13 protein-coding genes and 1 pseudogene are annotated in these 14,033 nt (G+C 35.1%); 10 read left to right on the top strand and 4 right to left on the bottom strand.

All coding sequences use genetic code 11. The features are described from left to right. Positions 1-7 precede the first annotated feature (7 nt). Positions 8-241: pseudogene (locus U0033_RS33330) on the top strand (IS3 family transposase); the annotation flags it as partial. A gap of 422 nt (positions 242-663) precedes the next feature. On the opposite strand, the gene U0033_RS16775 reads toward U0033_RS33330, so the two are convergent. Further along, entirely contained in the window at positions 664-912 is a 249-nt protein-coding gene (locus U0033_RS16775) for a hypothetical protein (RefSeq protein WP_143151011.1), read from the bottom strand. A 424-nt stretch (positions 913-1,336) separates the two neighbouring features. On the opposite strand from U0033_RS16775, the gene U0033_RS16770 reads away from it, so the two are divergent. The 4 genes from U0033_RS16770 (at position 1,337) to U0033_RS16760 (ending at position 4,296) form a co-directional block, all read left to right on the top strand. Further along, on the top strand, positions 1,337-1,630 hold the full coding sequence (locus U0033_RS16770) for a transposase (protein ID WP_072366658.1): 294 nt from the start codon (positions 1,337-1,339) through the stop codon (positions 1,628-1,630). Between the two features lie 2 nt (positions 1,631-1,632). Next, a complete protein-coding gene (locus tag U0033_RS16765) occupies positions 1,633-2,043 on the top strand; it encodes an IS3 family transposase (RefSeq protein WP_072366647.1) in 411 nt (136 codons plus the stop codon). A 53-nt stretch (positions 2,044-2,096) separates the two neighbouring features. Further along, a complete protein-coding gene (locus tag U0033_RS33325) occupies positions 2,097-2,291 on the top strand; it encodes a hypothetical protein (protein WP_407654207.1) in 195 nt (64 codons plus the stop codon). A gap of 457 nt (positions 2,292-2,748) precedes the next feature. Then, positions 2,749-4,296, top strand: a complete 1,548-nt coding sequence (locus tag U0033_RS16760) for an IS5 family transposase (RefSeq protein WP_322518427.1) — start codon at positions 2,749-2,751, stop codon at positions 4,294-4,296. A 396-nt stretch (positions 4,297-4,692) separates the two neighbouring features. On the opposite strand, the gene U0033_RS16755 is transcribed toward U0033_RS16760, so the two are convergent. Continuing rightward, complete coding sequence (locus U0033_RS16755) at positions 4,693-4,956, bottom strand: hypothetical protein (protein ID WP_072366762.1); 264 nt, start codon at positions 4,954-4,956, stop codon at positions 4,693-4,695. Between the two features lie 442 nt (positions 4,957-5,398). Further along, positions 5,399-5,662, bottom strand: coding sequence for a hypothetical protein (locus U0033_RS16750; RefSeq protein WP_072366764.1), 264 nt, complete (start codon positions 5,660-5,662; stop codon positions 5,399-5,401). A gap of 708 nt (positions 5,663-6,370) precedes the next feature. Here U0033_RS16750 and U0033_RS16745 point away from each other — a divergent pair. The 5 genes from U0033_RS16745 (at position 6,371) to U0033_RS16725 (ending at position 12,189) form a co-directional block, all read left to right on the top strand. Next, complete coding sequence (locus U0033_RS16745) at positions 6,371-7,852, top strand: hypothetical protein (protein ID WP_072366766.1); 1,482 nt, start codon at positions 6,371-6,373, stop codon at positions 7,850-7,852. 495 nt (positions 7,853-8,347) lie between these two features. Then, positions 8,348-8,668 (top strand): IS66 family insertion sequence element accessory protein TnpA, encoded by a 321-nt coding sequence (gene tnpA / locus U0033_RS16740; protein ID WP_072366475.1) that lies wholly within the window; start codon positions 8,348-8,350, stop codon positions 8,666-8,668. Position 8,669: 1 nt separating this feature from the next. Further along, positions 8,670-9,029: an IS66 family insertion sequence element accessory protein TnpB gene (gene tnpB, locus U0033_RS16735; protein ID WP_322518480.1), complete on the top strand. Its 360-nt coding sequence runs from the start codon at positions 8,670-8,672 to the stop codon at positions 9,027-9,029. A 41-nt stretch (positions 9,030-9,070) separates the two neighbouring features. Continuing rightward, entirely contained in the window at positions 9,071-10,864 is a 1,794-nt protein-coding gene (gene tnpC, locus U0033_RS16730) for an IS66 family transposase (RefSeq protein ID WP_322518481.1), read from the top strand. Between the two features lie 1,064 nt (positions 10,865-11,928). After that, positions 11,929-12,189, top strand: a complete 261-nt coding sequence (locus U0033_RS16725; RefSeq protein WP_072366677.1) for a hypothetical protein — start codon at positions 11,929-11,931, stop codon at positions 12,187-12,189. Positions 12,190-12,863: 674 nt separating this feature from the next. On the opposite strand, the gene U0033_RS16720 is transcribed toward U0033_RS16725, so the two are convergent. Continuing rightward, on the bottom strand, positions 12,864-13,214 hold the full coding sequence (locus tag U0033_RS16720) for a DDE-type integrase/transposase/recombinase (protein ID WP_177318774.1): 351 nt from the start codon (positions 13,212-13,214) through the stop codon (positions 12,864-12,866). Between the last annotated feature and the right edge of the window lie 819 nt (positions 13,215-14,033).

Raw genomic sequence — 14,033 nt, 5'->3', positions numbered from 1 at the left:
GTACAGGAGTATGAGTCGAAAAGGGGATTGTTGGGATAATGCAGTCAATGAGCGCTTTTTTTAAACACTTAAGGCGGAGCGCATTTATCAAAATAAATTCATAGACAAGGCGCAGGCAGCATTAGCTGTATTTGAGTACATAGAAATTTGGTACAATCGAAAAAGGCTTCATTCTGCGCTGGGATATATGAATCCAGAAGAATTTAGAAAAAAAATAAGCAAACAATATCTCACCACTTAACTAAGTGTCCATTTTATTGTTGCAATTCCAAGTTTAGGCTTTCTAGAGGATTACCATTTGTTAATGCCGTAATAACCAAGTTAGCCTATATGTTTTTATCCCTTGATCATCCAACTACCTTTTTTGAAAATAGATTTACTATCACTGCCGAATAATGTCAACCTTCGCTTTTTCAGATTCAGGCTATGTCAGACTACCATTTTTTATTGGCTTTTTTGCCTTGAATTTCGATTAAATAATTATCAGTAGCTAGCAAATAATAGTTAGTATTCGTAGTCACACAGAAATTTCTTCTTTTGTATTCCGGCGATCACATAGAATCCTTCCCCGAGAGATTGAGAAAGACAATATGCCGCTTTTTTTAATAATTTTTATTGTTTAATTTAGTCGGGAAAAACAGACTTTATTAATAAGTAATTTAGTTAAAAGGCTACAGCAACTTTTGATAAACGATAAGTAACAGCTGGTCCAGGAATGGTGCAAAATAGTGTACCCGTTGGGTTACTAAATGTGTATCTGGTAGCAACTATTGCAGCGTATTTATTTCCGTCACCCAAAGTAGTATAACATAAGAGGACACCATTAAATCTGTGTTGAGACTTAAATGCTAATGCACCTCCAATAACGCTTAATAAACTAATCGTACTGAAAATAATATTTGCTTTTTTCATGGTAATAAATTTTTTGAATAAATTAATTTAAGTTATTAATTGCTGTTTGAAATAAACCAGTTAATTAAATTGCAAAGGATATTATTTAAATTTTATCTAAAAAAATCTAATTATAAAAAAGGAGAAATATTCATTTCCTAAATGAATACGTCAAAATAATTTTGACAATTTTTCATTGTAAATGTATTCATCTATGTTGTGATAATATTTAGGATTTAAAAATCAATATTTGTTTAATAGGAATAATTAATTAGGAGTGTATTTATTTAATTTTGTCAAATTCTGGTAAATAGTAATTTATTCGTTGATAATATATTCGCTGTTTTACAAAAGAATCGTCAATAAATTTCAGATTGACTTATACTGATCATGTCCTGGTTTGACGGACACTATGTTAAGATATAAAAATCTTAATTTAGTAAATATGTCAAAGAGAAAAACTTATAGTAAGGAATTTAAGGAGGTAGCTCTTCGTTTAGCAGCTAACTCCAATATCACTCAAGTTGCTCAGGATCTTGGAGTTCATCCAAATATACTTTATGTCTGGAAAAGACAGCAGGAACAACATATAGAAAAGGCTTTCCCCGGAAAGGGAAACCCAGCTGACCAGGAAATGATGCGGTTTCAAAAAGAAAATGCCAAGCTGAAAGAAGAGGTCGAGATATTAAAAAAAGCCGCCAGTATCTTTCTAGATCGCTCCGGGAGAGATACTCTGTGATCATGCATTTGTCGGAGCAATATAGCGTAAGAACATTGTGTCGGGTACTGGATTGTAGTATAAGTGCCTACTACAGTTGGAAGAAAGGTCATTCCGGAAAGCGGGAGTGCCATAAGCGGAAATTGACAGCCCTAATCCGAACTACCTATTTTGGTTCAAAAAAGACTTATGGTAGCCCACGTATTTATCAAGCCTTGAAAGCTGAATCCGTGCGTTGTAGCCGGTCTTATATAATCAAAATCATGCAGCAACAGGGATTGGCAGGGATTCAAAAAAGAAAGTACGCTGTGACGACGCAATCTGATCACGATCTTCCCGTGGCTGATAATATCCTCAATCGTAATTTTAAATTGGAAAAAATAAATCAAAAATGGGCAACGGACATCAGCTATATCCAAACTAATGGAGGCTAGCTTTACTTAGCAGTCATGATTGATCTGTTTTCCAGAAAATTGTTGGTAGGTCTATGGATATCACGATGAGAAATGATCTCGTTATTGCTGCATTACGTATGGCAATTCGCTTACGAAAACCAGGTTCCGGGTTAATTCATCATTCAGACCGCGGAGTTCAATATGCAAGCTATAAATACCAAAATGAGCTTGCCCAGGCCAAAATGGTATTAAAGTTGAGGAGAAGAAGATGTTTCATAATGCATTAGATCAGGCAAAAATAATTAGAGTATTCGTTCATTGTTTTAGATAAGGCACGTTTTTGAAGGGAGACATGTTTTTTAAAACGCTAACTATGTCAATAACTGACTCAAATTTTTACCGCCAGGATTTAGTTATTGACATGGTTAGTGAAATAGTATCGATTGATCTCACGTTAAGAGATGTAAAAAGAAGGAATGATATATTTATATGTTTTAACTAAAGGAAATTATTATTTATTTTGCTAATCCGACTCTCAATGGTTTATAAGTAATATTTGGACTTGGAACTGAGCAGAATAATGTACCTGCCGCGCCTGTTACCGTATAACTTGCATTTAGTATTGCTGAGTAAATAGGGTCTGCTGATATAGTAATAAAACATTGTTAATCAATATGATGTGGCTTGTTTTTTGCTGTAGAAGTGTTTGTATATTGAAAGATTCATCTTCAAAATCATGCAGCAATGATACGTTACACTCCTGCAAAACAGTTAACCTTAGAAGGATTTTCAACTCCTTTTTCGCAGCAATTATCCACTACAAACCGATGGGTTATACTAGCTGCAAAGATTCCGTGGGACAAACTGGCGGACGTGTATTATAAAAAAATGCGGGCAGATTTCGGTGCTCCAACATTGAGTGCCCGGATGGTAATAGGTGCAGTGATCATCAAACATATACTTAACATAGATGATCGGGAGGTAGTAGAGCAGATCACGGAAAATATATATCTGCAATATTTTGTAGGCTTAAGCAGTTTTCAACAGGAGGCTCCCTTTGATGCATCATTGATGGTCAGTATTAGAAAAAGATTAGGCATAGATGTGATGTCCAGATTGAATGAGATTATTTTGCAGGAAGCCGGACTAATCAAAGCGAATGAAGAGAAAACAGCGGATACCCGCAGTGAGGATGATCAGGATGGGAATGGTGGAAAGAGTAATAACAATGTCTTGAATGAGCATACAGAGAGCGTAAAAGGAAAGTCATCTGATGGGCTATCAGGAACAGTCATGTTAGATGCGACAGTGTCAGAGCAACAGATCGAATATCCAACAGATATCAAATTATTAAATGAGGGTCGCCGTCAATTGGAAAGGATGATAGAGCGGGGATGTCAGGTAGCAGAACTGGTGATGCCGCGCATGTATCGGAGAATAGCGAGGAAGCAATATTTGAACATTGCCAAAAAAAAGAACAAAAGCAAACGAGATATACGCAGAGGTATCCGACAGCAATTACAATATGTTAAACGAGATTTAAAGTACATCAACTGGCTGATAGAATCAGAAGCTAATTTCAAGGGGGTGCTGAAAATGAAAGACTGGAGGTTAATACGGGTGATCCAGGAAATGTATCGTCAGCAGGCAGAGATGTATAAGAATAGAGAGCATAAAATATCGGATCGGATTGTAAGTATCTATCAACCGCATGTACGTCCAATACCGAGAGGTAAAGACCGTGTATCAACTGAGTTTGGCAGCAAACAACTGGTGATGTTGAAAGATGGCTACACCCATATAGAAAAACTGAGCTGGGATAATTACAATGAAGGTTCATTGTTGACCGAAAGCCTTGAAACATATAAACGCTTGTTTGGGTGCTATCCAGAGCGTGTATTGGGAGATCAGTTGTTCGGCACACGTGAAAACAGACGATTCATGAGTGGAAAAGGGATCCGTTATGTGGGCAAGCCATTGGGTCGGCCCTCATCAAATAGTAAGGAGCAAAAGCGATTATTGCAAAAGGAGATGCCGGAACGAAATGCGATCGAAGGGAAGTTTGGACAGGGGAAAAATGCATATGGACTGGGCAAAATCAAGGCCCGCCTCAAGGATACAGCTGAGAGTTGGGTGATGTCTATATACTTTGTTATGAATCTGCTTAAACTGGCAGCAGGTTCTTTGTTGTCAGTACTGCAGATCTATTACTGGCTGGTAAAGGAGGGCTATTTGACCACAATGGGGAATAGATCCGATACACAATTTATATCCCGGTATCTGAGACATTAAGAAGGGTAAATCGATTCGGTGTAAAAATGAAAAATAACAGATCGGGAACTTATTCAGCAGACCCTAAATAGGATCACCACTAGGACCAAGGGTCCAACAGTAGTATAAGCAAAAGAAGACACCATTAAATCTATGTTGAGCTTTAATAGCTAATAGAACTATTTCACTAAGTGTGTAAATAATAAAGTCGAAGTTATAGTATAATTTATTTTCTTACTCTATCACCAAAGATAGTCAAGAACTGATTAAGGATCATTCCCCAGTTTTTAATGGGTATGGTCCATTTTTTTGAAGCCTCTCAGAATGCTATATATAGACGTTATTACCGCATCATCTGTTGGGAGCGAGAGCTTATTTTTGTGTATTTTTTATAATATAACTAAAAACTGATTTTAGTTATAATAATGGTTTGACTTTCATTGGCCTATAATTAGTATTTGCTGCAGGAATGGTACAAAATAATGTTTTCACTGGATCTATTAATGTATACCTTGTAGTTAGTACTGCATCGTAAAAGGGATCGCCTTGAGCACTGAGCCTACCAATAGTAGTATAACAAAAGAGAACACCATTAAATCTTTGTTGGGCTTTAAATGCCAGTAATCCTCCGATAGCGCTTAATAAAGAAATCGCACTAAGAATAATATTTGTCTTTTTCATGAAATTAAATGCTTTTTATGAAAAAGCTAAATTTATGTTATTAATATCTGTTTGAAATGAAACTGACTAACTGAACCAAAGCCGAAAATTTGGTGACTTTTATCGTATGAACGGAAAGGTAATTGCCGGTATAATTTTGTAGCAGAAAGCTGCTTTTCTGCCTTAAAAGTGAATTGATCTATTTTGCAGGAGTCTTTGCTAATTTCAATGATGCTCGTAGTACGATTTTATATCTATATAGAAGTATTTTACAAAACAATCCGACAACACACTCATACCTCGGTTACATTTTCCATGAATAATTTGAGTTAAGCAGAAAGAGGGTAATTTGAAAAATGTAGTTTAACCAGCGATTTATATTTATAGCTCAGGATCACTCAATATAAATTTTGTAATTAGAGAAATGATTTAGTAATATGTTTTAATTAAAGAATGGTATTAATTATTGAGCTAATGAGACTTTTACGGGTTTATAAGTAACATTCGGGCCAGGAATGCTACAGAATAATGTGCCCGTTGGATTCGTTGGTGAATATCTTACACTTGGTGGTATTGCAGCAAATACAGTAATACCACCAATCATGGTACCAACAGTAGTGTAACACCGGAGCGCACCATTAAATCTGTGTTGGGTTTTAAAAGCTAATGCTCCGCCAATAAAGCTTATTAAGGCAATAAGGCTAAGAATAATATTTACTTTTTTCATGGTATTAAATATTTTATGAAAAAGCTAAATTTAAGTTATTAGAATCTACATGAAATGAGATTCGCTAACCGAACCTACGACGAACGTATGTAAACTTTATCGCGATAGAATATTTTTGATTGCAAAAGAGAAATAATAAATATTGAATCCTGAATTAAAGAATTTAATTAATATTTTAATGCTTTTTCATTGTAAATATGCCTATTAATGTTTTGAGAATATTTAGGATTGAGATAATAAAACTTGTCTTATTAAGATAGTTTATTGAAAAATATAGACCTGGTTTGATCAGATTTGAATAAATAATAATTTCTTTAGCTTCTATAACCAGGATGCTATTTTGTAAGAATATCAATCATAATTTAGGATGGATCTCAATGTCAATTTGAGACTATACCTTATCAATAAATATTGACCTGAGAAGAAAGTGCAACAACCGACTTTCTACGAGCAAGAATTTGTTTCTTTCGACTCATATTTTTGTTTATTAATAAAGCTTGTTTTGTTCCTGCTGTTGGGGGCTTTGGGGATGACGAAAATATATGTAACACCTACTTCCGTACAAAGCTTCTACCATAATATGTAACAAACTGTAATATCTTTAAACAGAGTTAAAAATATATGATATAGCTCTAAATTCTCTTACTCCAAATTCGGTAACTGAATTATTCCATTACTTACGTTCTACCAAATAAACCCACATAACCAATGGTGAATTATTCTGTAAGAGAAAAATTAGATCAGGATTTTTATTTGTCCATTAAAAAAAATAAGGATTTCCTTATTCTTGGGGTAGTTAGTTCTTTAATTATTTGGTTGATTTTTAAATATTATTTCCCTAATCCTTTTTTTGCCTATGATTCTTATCAATACTTAAGAGATGCAAGCAAAGATATTAATGTAAGTTTCAGGCCAATTGGGTATTCAAAATTTATATTAATGATGGGTGCAATTTCAAAATCACCTTACTTAATAGTATCCGTTCAATTTTTCTTTTCCCAATTTTCATTTTTATATTTTTTTATAACACTAAGGCAGGTTTTGGGATTAGGTAAACCACTAAGCTATATATTGTTTGCAATTACATGTTTAAATCCGTTATTTATAGTTACATCAAATTTTATCTTATCTGATATTTTATTTACCGGTTTAAGTTTAATTTGGTTTGTCCAATTATTAAGAATTATCTACGGTTGCTCCAAATGGATAACAATTATTCAATCAATTCTTTTATTAATATTGTTTTCACTTAGGTACAATTCTCTATTTTTCCCTATTATTAGCACACTGGCAATCATCTTAAGTCCATTTAAAGTAAAGTGGAAATTATTAAGTTTATTTATTCAATATTTTTTATTGTTTATTTTTGTTGAATACACTCGTATGGAGACAAGGAAAGTAGCTGGAGTGAGTTTATTTTCACCTATGAGTAGTTGGAAGGTTGCAAATGATGCACTTTATATGTACCAAAACATTTTTTTCCAAGAAAAGAAAGAAACTATTCCCCAAGAGTTTACACAATTAAATTATTTCGTTAATAACTATTACTATTCTCATCAAAAAAAATTAAAAGAAGAAACAGAAGGAGGAATCTTCTTCATCTTTTCTTTTTATTCTCCATTAAAACAATATTTATATTCTAAATATGGTGCTCCCGTCGATTTTAAAAAGTTTGCAGTTTTGTCTCCACTATATAAAAGATACGGTTATTACCTGATAAAAAGTCATCCTATTGAATTCGTGAATTTTGTAGTTTTCCCCAATTTTATTAAATACTGGTCACCTAATTGTGAAATTTTTGATAATAAAAAATTTAGCGCTTATAATCCTTCAACTAGTGAAGATTTAACTATCATTGGGAAATTTATAAAATATAAAAAAAATAGTGCAGATTCGTTACCCGGTGATAATATTATTAGTCAGTTTTATCTTTTCTCATTGTTATTTAGCATTTCTCATATCTTGTTTATTTTAACCTCAGTAAGTTTTATTATACTAAAGAAGAATAGAGAATTTAATTATAAAATTCAAACCCTTATTTACCTAATATTTGCCGTTTGGATACTTAATTTTTTCTTTGGGGTGTTCTCAGGACCGATAGTTATTAGATATGAATATTTTATATTTTTTATGGAAGTTTTTTCAATATCGTTTTTTACAAGATCAACTGATAAGATCAGTTATAATTAATGTATTGCTCTGGCCATCAAGTTATTTTAACCCAGACGTATTTCAAGGTTAAGGCTAATTCTTCTCGGTTTATTAATTATGGAAGTTAGAGATTTACAATATTAAAATTTTAACTTCCTGGAAACATACATTGAGATTACAATTTCAATTTTTCCAATAGAATTGCCCTTCATCAAACAAGTTTATACTCTCAATCCAAAATATTCTTAAAATATAAACTGTTTTTTTACAACAAAAAATATAGAAGTGAATCCGATATCCTCACTTTGTCTGGTCTTGAAGAAAACTATACATAATCCATAGCCTGTTGTTCTGTGTTTGTAATTAGTTTTTTTGCATTTTGATTAATTTCACCTATCCTGAACATAACTCGCTGATTTTTTTCTCCTAATTTCATTTGTTTATTGATCTTATATTAGTCGTAAGCATACGACGCGGAGCATCCCCCAATGCAACTGATTAGCTTCTAACTTTGCGTTCGTAAGAATAGCAAATATGAAACGAAAAAAATCTTCCGTAACCGGTCATCATTTCAGTGAACAAGAGATCATCTCAGCTCTTGAACAGTTCACTCAGGCTGGTAATATAAGTGTGAAGGAGTTTACCGCTGCCTTTCAGATATCGGCAGGTACTTTTTATAATTGGCGCAAACGCTATGGGAATCAACTTGTAGAAACAAATGCTCCCGTAGGGTTTATTGATGTAGACCTCTCTCCGGTCCAACAAGAGCCTGTGTCGGGAACTATCTTTGCAGAATATCGCGGTATTGTTTTTTATCAGCGCGTTGAACCTTCATATCTAAAAGCCCTGTTGTAATATGTTATCACTAACTGGTTATCGCCTGGTATTATGGAACAGCAACACGGATATGCGCTTAAGTTTTAACGGCCTGTCTGGTATTGTTGTAAATGAGATAAAAGAAGACCCTTTTCAGTATGGTACCCTCTATGCGTTTTTCAATCACCGTCGCACGCAGGTTAAGATTCTTGGCTGGGATGGAGACGGCTTCGGCATATTTTATAAAAGATTGTCAAGAGGTACTTTTGGTACACCTATATACAACATTGAAACTAAGATGATGGTGTTAGAAAAGAAGGATCTTTTACTAATATTGGAAGGAGTAGAAGTGAGATTCCGCAAACGTTATGAACGATCAGGCAGATATCATAAAAGCTGATAAATATTTTATCAGAATAAATCATAAATACTTGGGTATGAATGTCCGCGATATTACCTTTGCGACGAGTGAAACCTGAGATCATATACACATTGTCTGAAGCACTGGAACAAGTGAATGCGCTGCAACTGCAGAAAGCAGATTTGTCTAATGCACTTACCCAGGAAAGACATGTGTTCAGTCGCATTATTCAGGAGCTCACAACAGAGAATACTGCGCTAAAAGAAGAAAAAGACCAGCAGAAACGTTGGTTATCTAATGAGCAGGAACGTGGGATTGATAAAGATAGGAGGATTGCATCTCTGGAGGAAACTATTGCAGAACTGCAGACCGCTCTTGCTGGCAAAACAGATGAGGCACAGCGTAAAGACTGGCAATTAAAAGAGCTGCAGGAGATGTTATTTGGCCAGCGTAGTGAAAAATTTATTCCTGACGCGGCAACTACACAGACAGCTATTCAGCAAACCCTGGGAGAAGAATTTGATAAAACCGAAGTCGAAGCTATTATTGAACAAACAATAGCTTCGACCATCACAGATACCCAAACAGGCACTACTTCCAAAACCAGCCGCAGAAAAAAGCGTCACAAAGCACATAAAGGAAGAAGACCCATCCCCACTCACCTGGAAACAGAAACCATTGTTTATGATCTTCCCGGAGACAAAACAGGCATGAAGCCTATGGGGAAGAAGGTCTCTGTTTATTACGAAATTATTCCCGGAAAACTAATCAGAAAAGAAGAACATCACCTTCAATATAAATCAGCAGATGGAAAGATCCACTGCACTCCTGTCCAGCCACGGATGATAGAAAGGGGAATTGTAAGCAACAAATTACTTGCCCATCTGCACAGTGAGCGTTTTGTTTACTATATGCCATACTATCGCCAGCAGCAGCGGTTTGAGCGCCTGACAGGCGTTAGTTTTGCAGCATCAACAATCGACCACTGGGAGGAAGTTTGTTATAAAAAGCTGAAGCGATTATTAAAATTATTGAAGAAGACTGTACAGACGGCCAGTTACATTAAGGCCGATGAGACTACCCTAAAATACCTTCACGACGAAGGTCAGGGCAAAGCCGCCAATGGTTGGATGTGGGTGTTTCATGCACCGGAACACAAGCTTGTGCTCTTTGAATTTCATCCTGGCAGAGCTCATGATGTACCAAAAGAAATTCTGAAAGACTTTGCAGGCATATTACAAACAGATGCGCTATCGTCTTATACAGCTGCTTTTAAAGAGAACGACAAAGTTACGTTGATGAGCTGCCTGGCCCATATCCGCAGAGGCTTCAAAAAAGCTCAGCGACAAAATAAAATACTGGCAGACCAGGTGCTTGTATACTTTAATATCATTTACCGTATAGAAGCGTATGCTAAACGTAAACATTTTACTCCCGACCAACGACTGGCATTACGACAGAAATATAGTAAACCTTTTTTTGACAAGATCCGCAGCTGGTTGGATGAACACAAGGATAAACATGTACCTGATAGCCTGTTGGCTAAAGCTATTACTTATGCAAATAATCAGTGGGATAAGCTGAATATATTATTTTTAAACGGAAGAATAGACGTTGACAATAACTCGACTGAGAACGCGATCCGTCCAATTACATTATTTAGGAAAAACTCCCTTTTTGCTAGTAATGAACATGGTGGGGAAAGGGCTGCATTATTTTATTCTCTCGTAGAAACTTGTAAGCTGAATCGGATTGATCCATTCGAATACTTAAATGATGTGTATAATCGACTCCACGACTGCACAGCCAGTGAACTGACACAGTTATTACCTTCAAATTGGAAATCAGCAGCAGCAGGAAAAGCAGCTGTTTAGGATGGCCAGAAATAATCAAAGAACTTAGTGATGGGTGATGTATGGGTGCAAATGTAGCATCTATAAATTACTTTGAAAAGACGCCCCAGATCGTATGCTTACTATTAGTCAGCCATAGTTATGCACTGAGGATTTTTCTTATGATTATTTAAAGATCATATCGTAGTCTACAAGTTTTCTTTTGCCTGGTTCGGTATTGGCTTTTGGCTGGACAGAAACAGTTAAGGGATTGATGGAGCCAGCATTAATGGCCGCAGTGAAAGGTTATTGATTATGGAGCGGCCCTTGTACTATTGACATAAAATCAGAAACGCTATGAATGCAATGTTGGCTACACATAGAGTGCCTCCATAGTAATGTTGGGATTACATCTTTGATAACCATTTTTAGCAATTGAATTTAATCATGAACATATCTGGGTTTATCGACCTTAAGCATTATATCCATGCAATGCCTCCTTTGTATCAGTAAAGAGCGCTTCAAATTCCTCCATCATCTCCCAGGTAGCCTGTGATCTATCTCTTATGTGGCCAGTTTTAAGAATCTTTTGTTCCTTAAGTTGTGATATTGTATGTCGGCAGATATCATCCTTATCGCTGTAAAGAATTACTGTAAAATATTTCATGGATTAACCCCAGGTTACTTACTCAGTAATCAGAGAGGACATGCACATTACTTTATCGATTTCCTAAATTTTATTTTGATCTATTTATTTGTCACAAAAGAAAGAGATTTATGAAAGTTTAACTTCTAAGAAGCATATATCGGTATAACTATTTGAATGGAGTTTTTTAAGAATAACTTTATTAAACAAATTTTATTCCTTGATCCCAAATGCTTCTGAAACATAAGTAAGTAAATTTACAGAGGGAATATTACTATTCAATTCTATTTCCTTAATTCATAAATTTAGTTCATAATATTCTTTCTTTTTTATTTTTAGAGCATCAAGATTTTATCGCGATAAATATTAGCAAAATCAAATTCTGAGGTTTAGTTAACCACACTACTTTCAGGTCGATATTAATTAAAAATATTTAGATTTTTTTAAAAACATTTACACCATGAAAAGAACAAATATTATCCTCAGTGCTATAGGCTTTTTAAGCCTTGTGGGAGGTACATTAGCCTTTAAAGTCCAACACAGATTTAATGGTACCCTTTTATGTTATACTACTGTAGGTATTGATGTAGGGGCAGATCATATATTCGCTGCAGTGATCACTACGAAGTATGCAATAAATGCTTTTTCGAAAACCTTATTCTGCACTGTACCAGGACCAAATCGTATATATGAAAATCAGAAAGTAGCGCCATCATTGTAAAATTTTCTATGTTAGTTAAGATTTTAAATTATATGGTTATCTTTCTATAAATGGAAGATAACCATATAAAATTAGACGAATTAAATTTTCCATATTATTATTTTACTAATACCCTGAGAAGATTTGTTTATACCCCAAAACAATTACAATATTTTCTATAGAACTATTTTAGTTCATCGAATTTGGTATAAAGGGCAGCTGAGGCATGCACTGGGTTATCTATCCCTTAAGAATTTGGGAATTCTATTTTAAAACAGGTAGCTTATTTATTTGTCTGCTTTTGGGTTACAAATTCACTTCTTCTCCGTTTAAATAATTAAAATTTTTTCAGAATATAAGTTAGCAAGACTTTATTCTGCGGTCTCGAACAAGAATACGGATACCAGGTTAAGCTACATTTTAGAAAATTATGTCTTAGCTATTTCACTCCAGTTCGTCGGGGAAATTTAACCGAGGTATGTGTGTTTTCGAATCGTATTGTAACACCCTTAGCTCAGAATCGTACTATGAGCATCATTGAAAATTGTTAAGGCTCCTGGTGGATAAATCAATTCTCTTTCTAAAGAAGAGAAGAAGCTTTCTGCAACTGAATTATCCTGGCAATAGCTCTTTCTAATCATTCTGCAAATCATTTTGACCCTGGTAAGCTTATTTTGATATTTTTGACTGGCATATTAAACTGCCCGGTCTGAATGATGTATCAATCCAAGTTTCGGCTTTCGTGAGCGGAGTGCCATTCTTAACGCTGCAACAACCAGTCCTGTCTTCATGCTCATATCCATAGACCATCCTACCACCTTTCTGGAGAATAGATCAACTATTACTGCCAGGTAAAGCCATCCTTCACTGATTCTAATGTAAGTGAAATCGGACACCCATTTTTGATTAGCTCTTTCAGCTTTAAAATTCCGGTTAAGCAGGTTATCAGCGACTGGCAGATCATGAGCCCTTTCGGCAGTTACACAGAACTTTTTCTTTTGTATACCTTTGGGCCCTGTTTGATGCTGTGTGATCTGTAACAGCAAATAGATTCCACCTTTAATGGATGGTAAATGCAAAGACTACCATGAGGCTTTTTAGATCCAAGGTACGTTCTCCTGATCAATGCAGCCGATCGGTATTTATGATGTTCACGTTTTCCTGATTCTCCTTTCCTCCAGCTGTAATAAGCACTTATACTACAACTTAATACTTTGCTCAAGTTTTAACACTGGACGCTCCGATATCTGTTAGATCATATAGTATCTATCCTAGGGCGGTCTGGAAAGATACCTGCAGCTTTTTTAGTATCTCAACCTCTTTTTAAAATCTCACATTTTCCTTCTGGAATCTGGTTATTCCCTGATCAGTTGGGTTATCTTTTCCCAGGAATTCCTAGCCTGTCTACAGCCCATGCTGGTTTTTCCACACATGGAGCATATTAGGATGGACATGCAAATCCTGCGCTACCTGCGTAATGCCGGATTTGCATGCTAATACAAGAGCCTTTTTTTAGAATTATTTACAGTATATCTTGCGCTTGACATATATACTAAATTAATATTTTTCGATACTTACATAGTAACCGGCAAACTAAGGAATGCTCAATGACTGACTAGGATAGAAATTAGATTCTTAACAATTGATCGAACTATTTCGATTATATTCCAGCCTACTTCGTGATGTAAGCTTAGTTGAAATTTTTTATTATTAAAATAAATTGATTTCCTTTTTCGAAGTATAATGCCCAAAATGATGCACCTTAAGCCTACTAATGATGCCCCGGTATTCAATAATAAAATGGACCTTAGTGCAGCGATAAATTGATACATAGACACAATGAATACTGCCGCTGCTTAGAAATT

Origin of the sequence: Chitinophaga sancti (genome assembly GCF_034424315.1) — a bacterium.
GTDB lineage: Bacteria > Bacteroidota > Bacteroidia > Chitinophagales > Chitinophagaceae > Chitinophaga > Chitinophaga sancti.
Note: the sequence above shows the minus strand (reverse complement) of the source record. Positions and strands in the feature narration are given on the sequence as shown.